This window comes from Spirosoma foliorum, assembly GCF_014117325.1.
Lineage (GTDB): Bacteria > Bacteroidota > Bacteroidia > Cytophagales > Spirosomataceae > Spirosoma > Spirosoma foliorum.
In genome coordinates, this window is record NZ_CP059732.1 from 8,759,201 (window position 1) to 8,779,410 (window position 20,210).

The window sequence follows — 20,210 nt, forward strand, 5'->3', positions numbered from 1 at the left end:
TGCGGGGGCGAGGTTATTTTTTGGGTTGTCGGCGGCTGCCGTTCTAGCTCCTTTAGCCGCTGAGGTAGCGGGTCAAGCGGCTGTGGATGGTTTGATAGCTCAGAAGTGGAAAGACTGTGGGCAGGCTATTGCGTTGGATTTGATGGTTCAGGCGATAGTATTATCAGCCCTTCATTCCAGTCAAAGTCCCAGTGAGTGGGGACATGAAATCTCACTTCCCAATGCGTTAGTGAGTTGTGGTACGTCCTTTCTGGACAACTGTGGGGATGCTTGTCAAGTAATTGCCAATGGAGCCGCTGGAGTAGCTGATGATTTGGTAAAGCAAATAGGTGAGGGTAAAGAGTTAGGGGATTTGGATTATCTTCGAGCTATTAATAAGGGAACTATTCAGGCAGCTATTGGGTTAGCTGCTGGCAAAAGTGTAGGCTGGCTGGTAACAAGTATCAGTAAGTTGCTAACTGCGAACCAAACTCTCTCGAAAGAATATACCACTGAGGAAGTACTAAGCTTACTAACAGAGCGATCAGCAATATATAATAGTGGCACTCTATATTCAGAGTTTTTTGATGGACAAGCCCTTGTTTTTCTTGATGATAAAGTTACACAGGTTGGTACAGGCTACCTTGAGAATGGTTTCATTAAATTGGAAATAAATGTTAAAATAGGTGATGAAGGGGCCAAAGTTGCCAAAGGATCAGATGTGTTTAACCTAATCCTTTCTCGTATTACAGAAGATAGTGGTCCAGAAGCAATAAAAGGTGTTTCAGGTACTTGGTTCAGTGGATTAGGCGATAATTTGGATACCTTTAATAATTTAATCCTGACCAAAGTAAATGTAGGAGTCATGACAATTGAGGAAGCTGCACTGAATACATTTACGGGAAAGATGGCTTCAAGAAATGGCTATTCAAAGGTTTTAAGTGTTGACGGTGCCAAGAATGTAGATGGTACATACAAATATGTCACATCTGTAAAGTTTGTAAAATAATGTTCAAAGTTCTCGTTAATAAGACTAATAACAGTCAACAGAAACAGTTTATTATACCTAAAAATCAGGGATATAACTGCGAAAGCTGGATTGTGATTACTATTAAAGGCAATCAGGAGTTCCTTATGGAGCGTTTTTGGCAAATGCCCAATATTAAAGAAGAAGAGTGGGAGTGGAAAACAAATTATGCTTTCCCTTCGGCGTTAATGACCGACTTTTTAAGATCTGACTATAACCTTGATGCTTCAAGCGAATAATTTTTAGTTATTCTGCTATCGGGTAGCGTGGCAGTCGTTGCTGACCTAGGCAACAGGTCAGGTGAGTGCGCATCTGGAGCAGGCTAATGGCATCACGGCGGATAAGATCAGTTTTTATGGGGCTGGCAAAACACCCCTCAAAGCTACGCTAAGTGGCAACAGCTGGACGATTGATCTTCCGGCAGGCAGTGAAGGTGAGGAAGGCATTTATGCCTACTACAACAATGGGGTGCAGACACCCACCACCGTAGGCAAGCTGCAACTGGTACGCTACGAGAATCAGCAGGAAAAGGTAAAAGTAGTACTGGTGGGGGGAGCTTCTGCTCCTGATGCGGGTAGCCTGCAAAGCAGTCTCAACCAAATCTATGGCCCTTCCCAGACAAGTTGGGAGGTGACGGTGGATACCTACTCAGCCACCGATTGGGATACCGATAAAAATGGGTTGAACGCAGGTGACAATGCCACCCTGAGCCAGTACACCTCGGAGATGAACGCCTTGAAACGAGGCTATTTCCAGCAGAACAGTCAGGAGTCGAATACCTACTACGTATTTGTGGTCGCGGGTTTCTCGCCCGCCACTGTGCAGGGCTACATGCCTCGAGGGCGTGGTGTGGGCTTTATTAGTTCGAGTGGGAATCTAGCTCACACGTTGGCCCACGAGTTGGGGCATGGTGCTTTTGGCCTGGAGCACACCTTCGATGAGGTTCCACAAGGGAGTACCGATAATCTGATGGATTATGCCTTAGGTAGTCGGCTCACCCATTGGCAGTGGCAACAGATTCAACATCCGGGCATCATCATCTCTTGGTTCGATGATCCACAGGATGCCGAACTAGCGTTGATCGATAACTTAGCTGGAGCTGTATTGGGTGCTGTGGTCGAAGTAGCTGTCCAACTCACCACTAATACCTACCAACGCTACCTCAGTCAGTACCCCACCGTCAACAAAGACGTCGATGTATGGAAAATTAAGTGGTGGCCCGATGTGGCCATTGCTTCAGCAGCCGGATTTGCCAGCAGCGGAGCGGGCAGTCTATTCAAATTCGTTCAGTTCAGTGGCAGTACTGTAGGGAAGGCCGCCCTTAAACTAGCGGTCGAAACCAGCACCGATTTTCTGATTGGAGTGGCCTCGGATGCGGCTCGGAAATACCTCAGTAAGGAGGACATTAACTGGACGAGCACGTTACTGACCAATCTGGTGAGCAGTGCTACATTCGGGGCTGTATTCAACTCACAGGCATTTGCTCGTTTCAAGACCAAAGTGCTGGCCACCTTTGGTCGAAAGGTAGCACCGCCGGTGGTAATTCCGGTGTATACCGAGCAGATTGTGAGTAAAGTTTTCTCGGCTCCCCGGAAGGTGATCGCTGGTTCGGTGAATCGGATCAGTGGGAAGGTGGGTCGATTCGTGAAGGCCAGTGATATTGAGGAGCGGGTGGTTCAGGCGGTGGATCAGGGAGCTATCTCCTCAGGCAATCCGTTGGTGGGCAAGCGGATCAGTGGAGAGTTTGAGGAGTCAGAGTCTTTGGTGGAGCAGGAATTGAAAGGAGAAGTTGGCGAGAGTAGCACCACGCCTTTACCAGCCGAGACCGACGCCGAATTAGTAGCGGAGGTTAACAAGGTGGGGAACTGGCTGAATAAGCTAGATAACTTAGGGCTTACCACTTTAAAAAGTGAAGTCAATCTACTTGATGAGGTTGCAAAAGCTAAATTCTTAGATGATTTTGCAGGGGCAAGTGATGATGTTTTGCGAACTTTAAACTCAGATATAGATTTAATTCGATTATGGAAAACATATAGTAGCCAATTCAAAAAAGTTGGATATGTAACAGAGACGGGTGCATTTATGACTTGCCAAAGTGTGTTGGATAATCATCCAGATGGTTATTTAGGGAATTTGATCAAAAAGGTAATGGATGCACCAGGACCAACTAATGCGGAGCAAGTTTTAGTCGGAGTTACACACCCAAGTTTTGAGGGGAAAGTATTTATGGGAAGGAATTTTAAAAGTTCTGAAAGTACCATGGAAATAACTTTTAAAACGGAAACAGCCCACCCTCTCATCCGTGACAGAATTAAATATATGGACTTTATTAGAAACAGTGTAACTGATAATACAGGTAAAGTTGTAAATGAAGGTTTAGCTAATAAGCTTCTTGATATTGATAATTTAAATAAATTGACTACAGCAGGCAGAGCAGGTTATCATGGAGAAGTTAGGGCTTTGAGTGATGCACTTTACGAATTAGAAAAGACTAGAGTAATCAACAATGAGACATTTTCAGAATTTGATCTTTTTATACGTAACAGTTCAGATAAGGTTATGCAAAGATGTCCTTGTTGTTTTCATATAACCCAGGGTGTTAAAGTTTTAGGAGGTAAGTAAAATGAAAGAGAGATTTTATTTTAATGAATTCACTAATTCATTTATTGGAGAGATTGAAATTTTAAATCAGAACATAGAGTTTGAAATAAAATCGAAAGAACCAGAATTGAATTGGGTGGAAATAGAACGTTTTGTTGCAGGCTTAGACGATGATTATATTCCTAAAATCAATGATACTTCATCTAAATTACTATTGGAGTTTATTAAGTTAGTCCCTTTTGGTGTACAGGAACCCTTTAGCTCTTATGATTTTAGATTAGAAGCTATCGTTTATTATGGAAAAGTTAACAATCCTGTTTTTAGCGAGTTATCCGATGGTTTTGAGTTGGTTTTTAAATTATATCATTCCGACTATGTTGAATGTGATGACCCCTATGGCAATTATTTTGTTAAGGTAGATAATAGGCTAATTACAGGAGTACGCAGAGAACAGGTTTAATCCCCTTATTCTCTACATTTTTGGTCGGCTAATTTTAAGATAGTCAGAATCCTAAATTTACCATACATTATGAGTGTTTTTTTTGCCAGATTCTTGTAGATCATAGCCCAGTGTTGTTGCAAAAAGTGTTTTTGCTCTCTACTCTGTATATTTTTAATTATGTAAGGATATAAAATCGTTTTTAGCCACTCCAATTACTGGATCTTGCCATCGAGCTCATTCCAGTAAGTCCAAATTTTCCTCCATCTGATAAAACCATATACCCATCAATAGCCAAAATATCCTTTGCAGAATCAAGATTTTTTTTACTTATACTAAGTATACAAGAAAGTTCTCTTTTGTGGAACGAGATGCCGGTATAGCTTTTAAGACAGTAGAAGTTCGCCCACTATTACTAGCAAGAATAAAGTACAGTAAATTTTAGTAAAAAATGACTTGTTAGATGCTTTGCCACAAGCGATAATGAATACAGGACTAAGAGACATCTATAGGATAATTCTTTTCTTTTTTGGACCTATTCAGAAGTATAGGTCTTAAGTAAGGTTATATGCTCTTGAACAAAAATTAGGAATACCTATAGTTACATTACCTGCGAATAAACTTGAATAATTTTCTATGTTTTCAAAATATACACAAGGTACATGCCCTCCTCGTTGTGCTGCTTGTTGGTTTGTTACACAAGGAGTAAGAATGATTGGTAATCGTTAAAATTTGTTGGCTATGAAACCAATTCGTGTTCAAGGAGAAGAAATCACTTATATACGTGGCGTTCTTGATGATATTGCCACATACAAAAGTGAAATATTTGAAGGGATTACTTTTAATATTAAGGAGAATGGTGAAATTTGGGAATATGAATATCAAGAAGGCCACGCTAATGGCAAAGTCGCCCATTATACTAAGAATGGTAAAGTAATCTATATTGGTACTCAGCGTTTAGGAGCAGATAATGGATATCGATTAATTTATCAAAAGGCATACGGGTATTGGTTTTCTGTATACGACATGGGAGAACTAGTTGAGTTTATTGCGGTTGACAAAGAAGGTAAACGAAAAGAATATTCAAACATTAAAAAAGATAATTGGGGTACTTATTGCACCTATGATGACTGGCTAACTATGCGAGAATCTGAAGATACAAAGCCTTACTATGAAGGAGATTGGGACATTATCCCTTATTACAACCTGCAAAATGAACTCCGAACGAAAGTGATTCAAACCGATCAGCTTCCTTCTTCGGTTCGTTATGTGGCCGGGGCTGATGTGGCCTACAATGAACTTGAACGGCGAGTGGTAGCAGGGATAGTCGTGATGGATGCGCAAACTTTGGAAGTGGTAGATCAAGCATTGCATGAAGACGACGTCAACTTTCCTTATATTCCTGGTCTATTTTCCTTTCGGGAAGTGCCTCCATTAGTGGAAGCCTATAAAAAACTCTCCATTAAACCAGACTTGATTGTTTGTGATGGTCATGGAATAGCCCACCCAAAAGGCGTGGGAATGGCTTGCCATTTAGGAATCGAATTAAATGTTCCCACGATTGGCTGCGCCAAAAGTCGGTTAGTAGGATTCTTTGAGCCTGTTGACCTTCAACGCGGTTCGTTTTCGCCCTTGATCTGGGATAGCCAGGCTGTAGGTATTGCCTTGCGGACGCAGGACGCTATCAATCCAGTATTTGTTTCGGTAGGCCACAAAGTGAGTCTTGAAACGGCCAGAGAATGGGTGCTTCGATTAACTCCTCAGTATCGCTTGCCCGAAACAACCCGTGCTGTTGATCAACTGGTGAATCGGGTAATGAAAGAGCGAACGGAGTTGAACCTATATTTTCCAGATGAAAAATAAATAATAAAACAATCCAAGAAATTGATCGAGGTTAGTGCTCTACTAACCTTTTCGCTTTTTACCTTCAAGCAGGTTCCACCGGAGAGGAAGGCATCTATGCTTATTACAACAATGGAGTGCAGCCCCCCAGCACCGTGGGCAAGCTGCAAGTGGTGCGCTACGAGAATCAGCAAGAGAAGGTAAAAGTAGTACTGGTGGGAGGAGCTTCTGCCCCTGATGCAGCCAGTCTGCAAAGCAGCCTCAACCTAATCTATGGGCCATCGCAAACCCGTTGGGAGGTGACGGTCGATACCTACTTGGCCACCGATTGGGATAGTGACAAAAACGGGTTGAACGCAGGCGACAATGCCAGCCTGAGTCAATACACTTCGGAGATGAACGCCTTGAAACGAGGCTATTTCCAGCAGAACAGTTCAGGAGTCGAACACCTATTATGTGTTTGTGGTAAGTGGTTTCTCCCCGGCTACGGTGCAGGGTTATATGCCCTGTGGGCGAGGAGTGGGTTTCATTAGCTCAGGCGGGAATGTGGCTCACACCTTGGCTCACGAGCTGGGGCATGGTGCTTTTGGCCTCGAGCACACTTTCGATGAGGTGCCACAAGGGAGTACCGATAACCTGATGGATTATGGGTCAGGGAATCGGCTGACTCATTGGCAGTGGCAACAGATTCAACATCCGGGCATCATCATCTCCTGGTTCGAGGATGCTGACGATGCCTTGTTTGCTGATGCGGCCCCTACTATCACCCAACCCCAAATCGACCTGCCCGACCAACCTGACTGGTTTACCCAAACTACCTATCAACTCCTCAATCAATACACACCCTACTACTCAGCTACCCCTGCCCAACCCAAAACATTCATTACTACCGACAAGCAGAAGTTCACTGCTCAGGTCTACAGCTATAATTCGGGTCAGACGCTCTACTTCGAGTGGCAGGATGTTTCCTACTGGTACATCAATGGTCGGTGGGTTCTCTCCACTCGCAACTTAGCCACCGAACAGTTTTACTATTACGATAAAACTCAGCAGAAACTCATCAAATTCAACCCCAAGGGGTCGGAGTCCTTTGCTGAGGTAATGAATCGGCTGGGTCCGGGCCTGACCCGTTTTGCCGATGTGTGGCAGGGCGTGGTGTTAGGCACAGGTGGTGGCTTGCTGGCGGCTTCGGGGTCGATCTACCTGTTGATTGCCGATTTAAGTATCGGGGTGGGCACGGCTCATATCGATGCGTATCGGGCAGAGATTTCCCAGTTAGATGGCGGTCAGGAGTTTCTGGATGTGTACGACGATGTGAACGTAGCATTGCTGGTTTTTGCCGTCAGCAACGCTACGGTAAAGGGGGCACAAGCGGTAGCCCGGTTGGAGTCGGTACAGAGTCGTTTTGCTCAGGTGGTGAGTAAAATTCAATCGAGTAACCCGGCTTTGTGGGCTAAGGTGAGTGGTAAATGGGGCAGTTTGAGTGCTGGTTTATCCGAGCGAGCCAGTGGAGTGAGTGCCCGAGCAAAGGAGGCTTACGACACGTATGTGGCCAAATTCAAGGCAATATCCCAGAAAGTGGGGTTGGGAATAGATGTAGATTTAATTAATACATTTAAGAAGCGCTTAGTTATACGCTTGCAGAATACTACAGACTTTACATTGAGACATACAGATGATCAAATATTACAGATTATTAACAAGGGGAGAGAACTTAATCTTGCTGATAATGTAATTGACGATTTACTGTTTATTAGTTGTAGAGATGCTAAGCCAATTGATGCGGCACAGGTTATTCAGCAGATGGATAATTACGTCACCATTGTTTTGAAACGAGGTTATCCTTATAAATTTACTGACCTGTCTCAGTTTAATGCTTTTAAAACAGAACTTAAAACAGGCTTAAATGCTATTGGAGTATCAACATCTGATGTAAGAATACAAGGGTCAGCATTAAGAACACCTGATGCAAATGACGTAGACTTGGCAGCAATTATAACTGATATAGATTTTGATAATTTTTTAGTAAATAGATTTACGAATAGAATCACGAAAAACGGAACTCCAATTGATTTATCAGGGCAAACTAAGCAACAACTAGTAGACATTGCAAATGATTACAATTCTAACCCTAATCTGTACAATAATCAATGCAAGAGCTTTTCTAAAGCGATGCTGGAACGCAAAGCTAGTGCTTACTCAAGCGATAAAATTATACCTGGCTTCAAAGAGCTATATACATCCCTTAAAAGTGATTACCCTAATTTGAATATTGAAAATATTACTATCCAGACATCGGGAGGAACATTTGATTTACAACCGTATATGAATTTATGATTAACATAGAAATTGCCATATATGGCTCTATTCAAGGAAAAGGAATGGAAGATATTTTCTCTTCTTTGGTAACAATTTTTGACAAAGAGAATATGTCTTTGATCGAAAAAAAAGATGTATTACTATATAGAGATACTTTCATGGAATTTTCAATTGAAAAATTTCATGAAAATGACTTTTACTTTTCAGGTAGATATTATAAAGACGAAAGTAGTTTACTATCAATACTATTTAATATTTCTCAGAAACTAAATGAAGAAGATATTAGGAGTTCTTTTGATTATCAGTTAGAAGATAAAGAAGGCAATATTTTATCCGTAGAAAAGAGATTTATACCTCATCTCTGAATGAGGTAAGCGTAACATTGCTGGTTTTCGCCCCTGGGCAACAGCTATTTTCAGGGGGCTGGGCTCATCAAACTGCCTTTCATGAACAATGTGAAGGTGGGTGTTAGCTTCGAGCGCATCAAGGTCAGCGAAGGGGGCTGTGTGGTGGATGGGCAGGTAAAGGTGAGTGGGGTGGATGTGGCCCTGCCGGATGCCGAACTGCGAGCCAAAGTACAGGCGACCTACAACAGCCTGGCTGCGGGCATCGATGCGGCTACCGCCCTGATTAAAACCCCCACCGAGTTGATGGGCGAAACCCGCCAGCGAGCCACCGAGTTGCTGGCCGATCTGAAGGGGCAGGCTCCTAGCGCGGCACAGCAGCAAAAGCTGGCCGAACTGGCCAAAGTAGCCGAAGCGGGTCGAGCCGCCTTCCAGCGTCGATTGGACCGGTACGTCCAGGAAGCGGGGTCTACGGCCAGTCCGGCGGTACTGGCTGCCCTGGCCGACTGGCAGGCCCAACTCACAGCGGTACAGACTGCTCTAGGTGTAGCCAAAAATGCCAGCACCAATGGGTCCACCATGGGCCTGAGTGATGCGTTGACGGTGTTGACGACTCAGACCATCGAGCAGACCTACCTGAGTGTGCAGAAGCTGGTGGAAGGGCCGTCGGGCTCGGACCTGGCTAATGTGGATTTGAGCAAAGGGGTAGTGGTGTTCGGTCCCGGTCCCGGCGTGGATGGGGGAACATTCGATAACTGGAATTCGACTCAGGCGGCCTGGGCGTCTCGGTATCAGAGTCTGGGCAGTGGTTACCGGGTAGGCTGGCAGGAGTTGCCCACCCAGACGATTCGTCAGGTGAGTGCCCATCTGGAGCAGGCGGCTGGTATCACACCCGATAAGATCAGTTTCTATGGGGTTGGCAAAACACCCCTCAAAGCTACGCTAAGTGGCAACAGCTGGACGATTGATCTTCCGGCAGGCAGTGAAGGTGGGGAAGGCATTTATGCCTACTACAACAATGGGGTGCAGACACCCACCACCGTGGGCAAGCTGCAAGTGGTGCGTTACGAGAATCAGCAGGAGAAAGTAAAGGTGATTGCTGTAGGGGGCGTAAGTGTGCCCGATGCCAGCAGTTTACGCGACCAACTCAATCAAATCTATGGCCCCTCCCAGACCGCTTGGACGGTCGAGACGGACTCCTATGCTGCGAATGGTTTAGTGCCTTCAGCAGGATTTACCATGGAAGATCGGGCGTTTCTGAGTCAGTATACCGCTGAAATGAACGCCTTACGCAAGGCCTATTTTAACGACCATACCCGCGAATCCGATACGTACTATGTCTTTTTAATCCCGGGATTTAATCCCTTGACCGTTCAGGGCTACATGCCGCGGGGGAGTCGGGTGGGTTTTGTGCGTGGGGGAAGCGATGTGGCACGGACGCTGGCTCATGAGTTGGGTCATGGGGCCTTTGGCCTGGAACACACCTTCGATGAAGTTCCTCAGGGCAGCACCGACAACCTGATGGATTACGGCACGGCCAAGCGAACTACCCACTGGCAGTGGCAACAGATTCAACATCCGGGCATCATCATCTCCTGGTTCGATGAAGCGTATGAAGCTTTATAGGCCAATGCTGATGTACCCTTGATCAACTCATACTCACTAGTCTGATCTAATTGGCTAAAGCAACCACATTCTAATAGTTATAGATTAATTTTGTAACTACAAATAATAAAATAATCTTAAAATATATATTCAAATATAAAATATAAGTATATTTAAATTTTAAGCTTATAATTTTCCCTTATTATGAATCGTACTTCTACATTAGCTCTTACTCTGTTTTGGATAGGTGGATTATGGCTAGGTATATTCTCTTGTGCCAAAAAGGCAGATCCAGTGCCGATACCCACGGCAGGGTTTAGCTACTCCTCTACCGGTAACGGCTCTTTCAGTTTCACTGACGAAGCTAAAAACGCTGACACTTACACTTGGGATTTCGGTGATGCTTCCAGTCCTTCCATTGACCGTAATCCAGTTCATATGTTTGCTAAGAATGGTACTTACCGTGTAACCCAGACGGTAAAAAACGAAAGTGGTAGCAACGCCATAAGTAAAGATGTGTTTGTGTCCAGCTTCGCTAGTCCCGTGGCGCAATTTTCGGTAGTACAGGGAGTCGATGGGGGAATTACGTTCACTAATACAAGCCTCAATGCTGATACCTACCTTTGGGACTTTGGCGACGGAACCACTTCTACCGACAAGGTTCCATCCTCCAAAACATACACTAAAAATGGGCCTGTAACTATTTCGCTCACTGCTACAGGCAAGGGCGGTACCAACAAAACGACATTGAATGTCGATATCAACACCATTAAACCCATAGCTGACTTTATGTGGAGCGAGACAGGCGGTACAGTAACGTTTACGAATACCTCGAAAAATGCGAATACCTATACCTGGGATTTTGGCGATGGAAAAACGTCTTCTGAAGTAACCCCAAAATATGCCTACGCAAAAAATGGGAAATACACAGTTGTACTGACAGCTACCAATCAGACTAACTCTGTCAAAACTAGTAAAGAAATTAGTGTAGCAGGTCTTGCCAGTCTGGCTTTCGATGGTTGTGCTGTGTTGGGAGTCAAAACACAGGTAGCAGTAATAGCTGTTACCTACGATACCCAAGGTCGCCCATTAACCATAAAGGATGGTTTAGCACAGGAATTTAGTATCACGTATAAATCAATGACTCAAATTGATAAAATAACGTTGAAGACCTCTCCTTTCGATGTTATTCATGAATATACTTACACTAATGGCGCAGTGACGGGCATTGTTAAAAAGAGCAGCTCATCAGGGACAATTTTGGGCAATTATGCTATCTCCTACACGAATGGGGAGATGACAAAAATTAATTATACTCCTACCCAAACCAATCAGAGCTACACTGTGAATATGTCTTATGGAGCTAATCGTAACGTTTCGAAAGTTACTATTGTAAGTTTGGGTAAAGAGACAGTTCAAAGGCAATACACTGCTTTTGACGACAAGGTAAATGTGTATGCCCGAGGAGATATCTTCCGTGATCTTTTCCCTGTAGTCAACACATACTATGAGTTTCTTTGTACCAATAATCCAACAGCTGGAAAATACCCCTACTCGGGCGATGAGCTGAAAGATTTTACCATTCAGTATAAGGAATACAATGCAAAAAACCAGCCTACCATTTCTGTCTTGTCAGATGGCCCATCCAGTAGCGTTACCAACACCATGACTTACGATTGCTCTAAGTAGGGGATAACCGTAGATTTCTCGGAGCCAGCTAATGGAGTTTCAAAGAACTAATTAGGGGAGTAGCCGACATTTCGTACGAAATGTCGGCTACTCCCCTGATTAGTGTAATATCAGTCCAACTTAGGCCAACAGAGCGATTTATTTGAGTCCTGGTGCTATAAAACTCTTCGTTCCTAAATAGGCGATTGAGTTGGTAAGTCTAACCTGCGTGATTGATGAAAAAGATAATTTGTTTCAAAGTAACAGCAGTAGTTTCGACTAGTAGCAATAGTGTAAACTTAAATACTTAATACTCACAAAGTCTGGTTAACATTTATGTCTGTTACTAGATTTTATTTATGATTTAGCTAATTTCTTAGTAGATATCATTTCGCATTCGATAATCCGTATGGGCTGTAAACCAATCACGAACAGTAGCCAGGGTCTGGATATAAGCCTCGTTTGTTGCTGGTAAACTAGACTCACCAAACTCGTCGACCTGTATTGGGTAATCGACTATAAATGGAGCCAAAGATATCATTAACTGATAAGCGCAGTTAATACGAGCAGTAGGCGTAGCACCCTCACAATTGCTTTCGTTACTGTACAACTTCGTAACCAATACATCAACTATTTCTTTCTGACGCGTATAGAGCAGATCGGTCAGCGCGAATACCATAAAATTACTATTGACTACTTGACCCTTCAGCTTACTCACGAGTTGCCCCCGAAGGGCTGCATCGCCGAGACGAACTAAGGCTAGACGAATGGATTGACTAGTTGCGGCATCCAAACCAGGAGCAGTCAATAGTAACGACAGTCGACTTCGATCTGATTGATCTCCAATGAATCCTAAGAGTCGACATACTTCACTCAGGTTTTTTTGGCCTGATCGAAGTAATAATCTGATTCGCTGTACGACAACTGGAGTGAAAGTCTGCCGATTAACTTGTCTTAGTGCCGATGACACCGAACGAATGATGGTTGACTCATTGTCAGTTAATCCAGCTGTGAGTAGACTAAGAGCCTGCTGTTTTCCAGTTGTGTCGATAACTCGCTGACTTAGATAGGCCAGCGTTCTATAGGCCGCTTGCCTTACTCGGGTTAGGGTATCGCGAGTGGCGGGCTGGAGTTCGACTAAGGCAATTGGAGCCTGTCCAGGAAGTAGCAATGGCCGCATATCAATCGATGTCGATCTATCAGCACGAGCACTGTCTAAAATCTGTTTCACTAAACTGACGGGCTGGGAAAAACAATTGGTTGAACTTATAAACAGGAGACTAGCCAATGCGAGTTGGCTCCCAAAAATACAGGTAATACGTTTCATCAATCGGAGAAATAAAAACAAGGTCATTCAGGAATTACTTGCAGTCATACGTGAGCTAGTACTAACAGCAACTTGGTCTATTCTAAGGAAATACTAGTTGTAAATCCGTGTCAAAACTATAAACAAGTTGACCCGTAGCATCCAACAATCGTGCCGCCATCTTATAGCCTCCTTTTTGCCCTGTTGATGGAAGGGCCAACGTCAGGATTTGCTTCGTTGAATCGTAAATTCCATTCACGGTGTAGCTGCGACTATAGCCAGTCAACTGGAGTTGATAAAAGCGAGCTATAACGGTATCGAAATTAGCCGTTTTAAGGAAAATAGTTTCGCCAGGAGTGTAGCTGGCTTTGGGAGTAGTAATACCCATAATAAACGGTTTAGATCGATCGTACACCTGAACAGAAAAGGAGGTGTCCCGACTTAACTTGTTTTCCGAACGATTAAGTAGCTGTATTCGGTAGCGACCGGCAGGTAAGTCAGAGTCCAATTTTGCCGAAAACCCAGTTGTGGTAGTTCGTATTGCGTCTAGTTGTCGATGCTGGCTTTCATTACTCACCAACATGGTATATTGATAAGTAGCAGGTTGAATGTAAAGACCCGTAACACCAAGGGTATCACCTGCTCGAAGGTGATGCTGATCAAGTTCTTTGAGCTGAGGGCTGGGATAGCGTACCTGAAGGAATATGGCATCAGTCGATTGAACATCACGCACCCACACTTGCATACTATATCGACCAGGTGACACCGTAAATGGCAATTGAGCTTGCGCGTGAGTAGAGTCAACTAAAGTTGTGGTCAGTACGGTTGTCTGATTGGTTGGGCTAGTTAGAACGACACGGATATCCAGCCCGAAGGTGCCAAAATGGTGTCCAGTTAACCGAACCGATTCGCCAGCTTCCAGTGTATCGGTCGACAAGGCCGTCAGTTGAGGGACGGGTTGTTTTTCGAGCTTAACGTTTATTTGATAGACCGTTTTGGCTCCATTTTGTTCAGTTACGGTATAAAATACCGTTTTTGAGAAATCCTGAACGTCACCTGATCGGGGTACAACAGTGGCCCCGTCAGTCAGTGTCAGAGTAGGCTTAAGCTGTTTTAGATTAGTCAGATAAGGAACCTTAATTGTCAACACATGGGCACTTGAATCCCTGGAGGTAGCTATTACAGAAATGTCATTGAACGTAATAGCCAGCAATGGATTAGGTGTAGGCACTAACTCGTTGGTACGACATTGCAGGAATATACTGCCTATGAATAGGCTCAGAATTATCCAATGGGTGTGCTTTTTCTTAAACTTATTTGTCATTAATGGTAGGGCGGAAAGGGGATACCCTTTAGTTCTTGAGATTCCACCCTGCTAAGACGGTCTAATTGTCGAATTGTAACAACTTTACAGAGAAAATATACTTATTGGCTGGCCAGGTTTGTATCGGACTCCTACCTATCAATGCAATACATTACGAGCCTGATTACACCGTCAGAGCGCTTTTATTTTTGATGACTCTATTTTTTGCCTCGTTCCTTTTGTCAAAATAGGATAACAGCCTTTTGCTATTTTATGGATAGTGACCATCCCTATTATATTGCCTTGCTAAAAGGGTAAGGACACCTTGTCTATGCTTTAGCATTTTGTATAGTAAATAAATGCCTGGCGCCATCGTTTTACGCTGAAGCAGCGATATTCTCCCTCCGCTTCATAATTGACTTAACTGCGAACGTAACTATACAAGGTGGGTTTAGAGATATTCATCATTTCACAAATCTTCTTTACCGTAAGTTTCTTTTGCTGATACAGGTCAATTACTAATTGCCGTTTATCATCACTTAAGGATTTAGGACGTCCTCCTTGTCGACCTCGGGCCCTGGCTGCTGTTAAGCCAGCCATAGTTCGTTCTTTAATCAGATTACGTTCAAATTCGGCAAGTGCTCCGAACAAATGAAAGACTAGTTTGCCGGTAGGAGTGGAGGTGTCTATTGACTCCTGTAAACTACGCAGAGCTACACCTTCACCCTCCAAATAATTCATCCAGTCAATCAGGTCACGTAAGGATCGGCCTAAGCGGTCAAGCCGCCAAACTACCAACGTATCCCCCGGACGAAGTACCTCCTTTACTCTCTGCAAACCTGGTCGTTCAGTTACCATCCCGCTCACTTTATCAGTAAACAGTTTTTCACAACCGACCTGCCGCAAGGCATCTATTTGTAGATCTGGAGTCTGATCCAAGGTTGAAACGCGGGCGTATCCAATGAGCATGACAAGCTGACAGTCAAAAGGTAAAAAACTCAGTAGTCTGTAATATTACTTGACTAAGATTTCTTTACCAAGTTTTCTTACCCTTAAAATTCAGTTTTTAGTGGTGTTTGACAAGTTGTCAGGTGAGTAAAGAAAACCTAGGTTTTCTTTACTATTAAAAGCGCACGATCTCTGCTTTTACATTAAAGAGAAATAACATATTTATATTTTTAATTATATTTAGCTCGTTATTGTAATATATATAAGTAGTCCTTGAGAATTAGTTTGGATTAAATTGGTTAAAGTTGATGATCAGTTTTTTGCCCACGTTTGCCAGACAGCGATTGAGAGCATACCCTAAATCATCTGCGGTTGCATAATCTTCCGGCTTCAACCAGCCTCCTTTTAAGTGTCGCCACAAGGTTTCAGCGATGTTTAAGTGAGGAGAGTAAGTCGGCAAACAAGTATAGCCCACGGGCCTCCCATAGGGGACGCATCTGCTGAATGGATGCGGCTCGATGAACCCTGGCATTGTCTAACACTACCACCGTCAGTCTATGAATCGACAACGACAAACTATCCAGTTGTTGACCCACAAAGGCGGCTGTAATTCGTTGATTGGTGGTGGCCCAATGCAACTTGTTTTGCCGGCTAATCAAGCCCCAACAGTTCAGTTTAAAGCCCTTCTCAACCCGAATACAGACCTCTTCGCCGGGAAATTGCCAACCATAGGGCACATAGCCCGCACTACACACCTGCGATTCGTCGTCATAGAACAACTCAATGAGCCCCTGCTGGGCAAGGCCTTCCAGTTCCGCGAGTTGCTCTTTTTTGTAAGCATACACTGCTGGGTCTGGTTGGCCTTTTACTCGTCGACGAATGCGTTTGTATCGGCCATCAAGCTTTTTAAAAAAGTCCTGAACGTACTCTCACTGACGGGCTGGCTACCAGCCGAACGACTTGTTTCCCAGTCAGCTTTGGCTAGTTGGATTCGTTGGCGATTGGCTTTGACGGCTGCTAGTACAGCATCTGTATCGGTTTGCTTGGTCAATATGGGCTTTCGACCTCGTCCGGACTTAGTCTTGAGTCCGTCTAACCCACTGGTTTTGAATCGTTTCAGCCAGCTATTGACACTGACATGGCACATGCCCACAAGCTGGCCTACATCTGTTGAAGAGCGGCCGGCCGCTTTGAGCAGAATGGCCTAGCAGCGCGCTCGAAAGCTATGGTTATCATTGGTTTTTAGTTCATATTCCAAAGCGATTCGTTGTTCCTCGCTCAGGATCGGCGTGTTTACTCGTCCCATGAGGGCAAGTTAAAAAATAATGCAAACTATTTCTTACAGACTACTTATAATAATTTACTTTTTAATAAAAGATAAAGATTTATATTAGTGTTAAATAGAAGAAAATTATAATATGGAAAAAATTACAGCTAATGACTTTCGTCGACAAGTAGGCGAATATTTAAATCGTACATACTATGCGAAAGAACAATTTGTGATAATAAAATCAGGCAAACAAATCGCAGCTTTAGTACCAATTAGCATTCTAGAACGGTTAACACAATTAGAAGAGCCAGCTCAACCTTATGTTGTTGAAGATAAAGAACAGAGTGGGGCTGTCCATACCGATGTTTAGGTATAACTAACAAAGGGTAAAGTTGTGAAGCCGGGCAACGTTCCAAAACGAATCATAAGTGGGCTTTTGACAAGTTTATAATGCAATTACCGAACTGCAAGCTAAGGTAGACTAATCAGGACTTGACTTCTGAAGTTGATAGGGCTCCCTATAGTTAACAGGGACGCTTTATCTCAGCCTATGCGAGAGTGTTCAATAAAGTGTGTCAAGTTATGATTTGCTAACTTGACAATCAAATGGATATAAAACGGGATAAAAACGGCTTTGATTATGAAGCCTTTCGCCAGGAAACCATCGCTAAGATGCTCGCTGGCGAGAAAGAACTGACAGGCAAAGATGGTCTGTTGGCTCCATTATTGAAAGATTTGCTTGATGCTGCCCTATCGGGTGAGATGCAGCCGCGGTGGCGGACCACCTCACGTTGAGCAAAACCGGCCTAATCGACGCAACGGCAGCAAGGCCAAGCAGGTCAAGACCGGACATGGTCCAGTCGAGGTGGCCATGCCGCGTGATCGGGATGGCTCGTTTGAACCCAAGATCATCGGCAAGCGTCAAACGACCTTAGGCGAAGGCTTGGACAACCGCATTCTTTCCCTCTACAGCAAGGGCATGTCCTATGAAGATATTCAGGAGCACCTGGAGGATTTATATGGCTTGGAGATCAGCACTGGCCAGTTATCTGCCATCACAGATAAAATCCTTCCTTTAGTTGAGCAATGGCGTTCTCGCCCCTTGGAGCCAGTTTATGCCTTTGTGTGGCTGGATGCAGTTCATTTCAAAGTACGGCAAGACGGCAAAGTCATCAGCAAAGCCGCCTACAACATTTTAGCGGTTGAGCGCTCCGGCGCCCCGGTTACAAGGCCGGAAGGATTTGCTAGGCATCTACATTGGTGATGCCGAAAGCGCACGTTTCTGGCTCTCCACCCTGACTGATTTACAGGCTAGAGGGGTCAAAGACCTATTAATCTGCTCGATTGATAACCTCTCTGGGTTTGGCGATGCGATTGAAACAATCTACCCCAAAGCTGATGTGCAGCTTTGCTTGGTCCATCAGGTGCGCACATCAATGCGATATGTGGTCTCTAAGGACCAGAAAGCCGTAGCGGCTGATTTAAAACCGATTTATCAGTCGGCTACTGTGACCGGAGCAGAACAAAAACTGGCTGATTTTACTGACCGATGGGGAAAGAAATATCCATTGGTTGTTGAAAGCTGGCAACGTAATTGGCTGCGATTAACTCGTTTTTTTGAGTATCCCGCGGCTATTCGTAAGGTGGTCTACACGACTAATACGGTTGAAGGGTTCCATCGGCAAATACGGTGTGTAACCAAATCGAAAGGTGTTTTTTCGTCAGAGACAGCTTTATTAAAGCTACTTTACCTGACAACCCAACGCATCATTAATGGCTGGCAGTTACCCTTACAAAATTGGGCCGTTACACTCCAGCAATTGACAATATTATTTGAAGATCGTGTCCGAAATCACATCACGATCTGAGGAAATGACACACTTAATTGAACATTCCCGCCTATGCCGGCATGGCCGAATCGAAATACTACTGTCTCAATAATAATAACGCCTTAAATCGATCAATTGGAGGTTTAATTGAACGGTTTTAGTCGCTGATTACGACAAGTTCAGTTAATGATGGCAATTGGCCTTTTTGTGAACGATTGCAAATGAACTAGTTTATACAAATAAGCCAATATAGGTTACGTCTTAAAACAAGTTGGTTGCTTGGCTATTGACGCAACAAATCGAAGAAGGCAACATGAATAAAATGAGTTCTTAAGATGAGCTTCAACTGTTACCTTTGTTTGTACCTGCCTAAGACCCGAATGTCCTGGCAAAATAGGATACCATTTCTAGCAGGCCCATACCTTAATTCAGAGGGTGTCTCTTAGGGGTGTTAATTTTCGTAAGATCACCTCTCTCTATCTAGTCAGATTAGCAGCCTGATCATCGTTAAATTTCGTAATGGAAGAGTTTAAGCAATACCCAGAACTACTTCAACGGGTTAAACAACAGATTCAACAGGCTCAAGTTAAAGTAGCTACCTCAGCCAACCAACAACTCTTACTCTCCTATTGGCAGGTGGGTAGTTTAATCCTGTTTTTTCAACAGCAACAAGGCTGGGGAGCCAAAATAATTGATCGTCTTTCAACTGACATTCGCCAAGCGTTTCCGGGGGCTGAGGGCTTTTCAACCCGTAACCTGGGCTACATGAAGAAATTTGTGATGGCTAATCTGCCCTTAATTTTGCAACAGGGTGTTGCAAAATTACCTGAATCCACTCAGGAGGCCATTGATGTAGCCCCCATTTTAGACAATGCAGAAAACTTTGAGCAACTTTTCTTGCGCTCAGTATTGTCCAAAATCACCTGGTCACACCATATTATCCTGCTAGATAAAGTTAAAGACCCAGCGCAACGAATTTGGTATATCGAACAGACGTTAACAGGAAGTTGGGGACGAAACGTACTTCGCCATCAAATTGAAATTGATTTGTACAAGCGTCAGGTAAAGACACCCAAACTGACCAATTTTGAGCATACCCTGGCTAAACCTCAGTCTGATCTGGCCACTCAGCTATTGAAAGATCCTTATGTATTCGACTTTGTGGTAGCCACAGCCAAAGCTAAAGAGCGCGATGTGGAAAGCCAGTTAGTTCAGCAGGTGAGTAAGTTTCTGCTGGAATTGGGCCAGGGCTTTGCCTTTGTGGGCCGCCAATATCCTTTGAAAGTAGGGGATGGGGAGTACTACATCGATTTGTTGTTTTACCATATTCGCTTGCGTTGTTACATAGTCATCGAACTAAAAGCCAGAGACTTTGAACCGGGGGACGCTGGCCAGATTAACTTTTATGTGAATGTGGTCAACGACTATCTTCGTACCAAAGAGGATAATCCAACGATTGGTTTACTATTATGCAAAGGCAAAAACCAAGCGTTGGCGGAGTATGCCCTGGCTGGAATTACGAATCCTTTAAGTGTCGCCGATTATGAATTAACGAGAGCGGTACCTGAGGAATTGAAATCCCAACTGCCCTCCATTGAAGATCTTGAACAGGAATTAAAAAATGAAGGAGAAGGGCTGGATTAACTCACACTCATACTACATAGAAAGAAAAATCGGTAGACTTTCCATAACCCCTTTTGGGAGGGTTTCTTGAACGATTTTCTAAATGG

The 20,210-nt window shown here is 43.9% G+C and carries 18 protein-coding genes and 1 pseudogene; 13 read left to right on the top strand and 6 right to left on the bottom strand.

Annotated elements, in window-relative coordinates; all coding sequences use genetic code 11:
• The first annotated feature begins 25 nt into the window (after positions 1–25).
• The 10 genes from H3H32_RS36640 (at position 26) to H3H32_RS36685 (ending at position 11,845) form a co-directional block, all read left to right on the top strand.
• A complete protein-coding gene (locus H3H32_RS36640) occupies positions 26–988 on the top strand; it encodes a hypothetical protein (RefSeq protein ID WP_182460610.1) in 963 nt (320 codons plus the stop codon).
• Complete coding sequence (locus H3H32_RS36645; protein WP_182460611.1) at positions 988–1,245, top strand: hypothetical protein; 258 nt, start codon at positions 988–990, stop codon at positions 1,243–1,245. Before H3H32_RS36640 ends, H3H32_RS36645 begins: the two co-directional genes overlap by 1 nt.
• A 61-nt stretch (positions 1,246–1,306) precedes the next feature.
• Positions 1,307–3,628 (top strand): zinc metalloprotease, encoded by a 2,322-nt coding sequence (locus H3H32_RS36650; RefSeq protein WP_182460612.1) that lies wholly within the window; start codon positions 1,307–1,309, stop codon positions 3,626–3,628.
• A 1-nt stretch (position 3,629) separates the two neighbouring features.
• Positions 3,630–4,067, top strand: a complete 438-nt coding sequence (locus H3H32_RS36655) for a hypothetical protein (RefSeq protein WP_182460613.1) — start codon at positions 3,630–3,632, stop codon at positions 4,065–4,067.
• A 720-nt stretch (positions 4,068–4,787) separates the two neighbouring features.
• Positions 4,788–5,909 (top strand): deoxyribonuclease V, encoded by a 1,122-nt coding sequence (nfi, locus tag H3H32_RS37235; RefSeq protein ID WP_220472585.1) that lies wholly within the window; start codon positions 4,788–4,790, stop codon positions 5,907–5,909.
• Positions 5,910–6,025: 116 nt separating this feature from the next.
• Positions 6,026–6,421, top strand: coding sequence for a hypothetical protein (locus H3H32_RS36665; protein WP_182460614.1), 396 nt, complete (start codon positions 6,026–6,028; stop codon positions 6,419–6,421).
• 13 nt (positions 6,422–6,434) lie between these two features.
• Positions 6,435–8,225 (top strand): hypothetical protein, encoded by a 1,791-nt coding sequence (locus H3H32_RS36670; protein ID WP_220472586.1) that lies wholly within the window; start codon positions 6,435–6,437, stop codon positions 8,223–8,225.
• A complete protein-coding gene (locus H3H32_RS36675) occupies positions 8,222–8,572 on the top strand; it encodes a hypothetical protein (protein WP_182460616.1) in 351 nt (116 codons plus the stop codon). Before H3H32_RS36670 ends, H3H32_RS36675 begins: the two co-directional genes overlap by 4 nt.
• An 81-nt stretch (positions 8,573–8,653) precedes the next feature.
• Complete coding sequence (locus tag H3H32_RS36680; RefSeq protein ID WP_182460617.1) at positions 8,654–10,177, top strand: hypothetical protein; 1,524 nt, start codon at positions 8,654–8,656, stop codon at positions 10,175–10,177.
• Between the two features lie 183 nt (positions 10,178–10,360).
• Positions 10,361–11,845: a PKD domain-containing protein gene (locus tag H3H32_RS36685; RefSeq protein ID WP_182460618.1), complete on the top strand. Its 1,485-nt coding sequence runs from the start codon at positions 10,361–10,363 to the stop codon at positions 11,843–11,845.
• Positions 11,846–12,200: 355 nt separating this feature from the next.
• On the opposite strand, the gene H3H32_RS36690 is transcribed toward H3H32_RS36685, so the two are convergent.
• The 6 genes from H3H32_RS36690 to H3H32_RS36710 all read right to left on the bottom strand — a co-directional run bounded on the left by H3H32_RS36690 (position 12,201) and on the right by H3H32_RS36710 (position 16,582).
• Positions 12,201–13,151, bottom strand: coding sequence for a HEAT repeat domain-containing protein (locus H3H32_RS36690; RefSeq protein ID WP_182460619.1), 951 nt, complete (start codon positions 13,149–13,151; stop codon positions 12,201–12,203).
• Positions 13,152–13,233: 82 nt separating this feature from the next.
• Positions 13,234–14,454: an SGBP N-terminal domain-containing protein gene (locus tag H3H32_RS36695; protein WP_182460620.1), complete on the bottom strand. Its 1,221-nt coding sequence runs from the start codon at positions 14,452–14,454 to the stop codon at positions 13,234–13,236.
• 399 nt (positions 14,455–14,853) lie between these two features.
• Positions 14,854–15,402 (bottom strand): recombinase family protein, encoded by a 549-nt coding sequence (locus H3H32_RS36700; RefSeq protein WP_182460621.1) that lies wholly within the window; start codon positions 15,400–15,402, stop codon positions 14,854–14,856.
• Between the two features lie 259 nt (positions 15,403–15,661).
• Positions 15,662–15,802 carry a hypothetical protein gene (locus tag H3H32_RS37240; RefSeq protein WP_220472587.1) on the bottom strand — a complete coding sequence of 47 codons (141 nt, stop codon included), beginning with the start codon at positions 15,800–15,802 and terminating at the stop codon, positions 15,662–15,664.
• 4 nt (positions 15,803–15,806) lie between these two features.
• On the bottom strand, positions 15,807–16,226 hold the full coding sequence (locus H3H32_RS36705; RefSeq protein WP_220472588.1) for a transposase: 420 nt from the start codon (positions 16,224–16,226) through the stop codon (positions 15,807–15,809).
• A 20-nt stretch (positions 16,227–16,246) separates the two neighbouring features.
• The gene (locus H3H32_RS36710) at positions 16,247–16,582 is read right to left on the bottom strand and encodes a helix-turn-helix domain-containing protein (RefSeq protein ID WP_374191863.1); all 336 of its coding nucleotides are present in this window, start codon (positions 16,580–16,582) and stop codon (positions 16,247–16,249) included.
• 217 nt (positions 16,583–16,799) lie between these two features.
• Here H3H32_RS36710 and H3H32_RS36715 point away from each other — a divergent pair, with 217 nt between their 5' ends.
• From H3H32_RS36715 to H3H32_RS36725, 3 genes and pseudogenes are all read left to right on the top strand, one after another.
• The gene (locus tag H3H32_RS36715) at positions 16,800–17,021 is read left to right on the top strand and encodes a type II toxin-antitoxin system prevent-host-death family antitoxin (protein ID WP_182460623.1); all 222 of its coding nucleotides are present in this window, start codon (positions 16,800–16,802) and stop codon (positions 17,019–17,021) included.
• A 302-nt stretch (positions 17,022–17,323) separates the two neighbouring features.
• A pseudogene (locus H3H32_RS36720) lies at positions 17,324–18,519 on the top strand (IS256 family transposase).
• A 480-nt stretch (positions 18,520–18,999) separates the two neighbouring features.
• On the top strand, positions 19,000–20,124 hold the full coding sequence (locus H3H32_RS36725; protein WP_182460624.1) for a PDDEXK nuclease domain-containing protein: 1,125 nt from the start codon (positions 19,000–19,002) through the stop codon (positions 20,122–20,124).
• Positions 20,125–20,210: the final 86 nt, after the last annotated feature.

Bases quoted from the DNA above. Each gene is read 5' to 3' on its own strand.
- H3H32_RS36645 (WP_182460611.1), top strand. From the start codon at position 988: ATGTTCAAAGTTCTCGTTAATAAGACTAATAACAGTCAACAGAAACAG.
- H3H32_RS36655 (WP_182460613.1), top strand. From the start codon at position 3,630: ATGAAAGAGAGATTTTATTTTAATGAATTCACTAATTCATTTATTGGA.
- nfi (WP_220472585.1), top strand. From the start codon at position 4,788: ATGAAACCAATTCGTGTTCAAGGAGAAGAAATCACTTATATACGTGGC.
- H3H32_RS36675 (WP_182460616.1), top strand. From the start codon at position 8,222: ATGATTAACATAGAAATTGCCATATATGGCTCTATTCAAGGAAAAGGA.
- H3H32_RS36680 (WP_182460617.1), top strand. From the start codon at position 8,654: ATGAACAATGTGAAGGTGGGTGTTAGCTTCGAGCGCATCAAGGTCAGC.
- H3H32_RS36685 (WP_182460618.1), top strand. From the start codon at position 10,361: ATGAATCGTACTTCTACATTAGCTCTTACTCTGTTTTGGATAGGTGGA.
- H3H32_RS36690 (WP_182460619.1), bottom strand. From the start codon at position 13,151: ATGAAACGTATTACCTGTATTTTTGGGAGCCAACTCGCATTGGCTAGT.
- H3H32_RS36695 (WP_182460620.1), bottom strand. From the start codon at position 14,454: ATGACAAATAAGTTTAAGAAAAAGCACACCCATTGGATAATTCTGAGC.
- H3H32_RS36700 (WP_182460621.1), bottom strand. From the start codon at position 15,402: ATGCTCATTGGATACGCCCGCGTTTCAACCTTGGATCAGACTCCAGAT.
- H3H32_RS36715 (WP_182460623.1), top strand. From the start codon at position 16,800: ATGGAAAAAATTACAGCTAATGACTTTCGTCGACAAGTAGGCGAATAT.
- H3H32_RS36725 (WP_182460624.1), top strand. From the start codon at position 19,000: ATGGAAGAGTTTAAGCAATACCCAGAACTACTTCAACGGGTTAAACAA.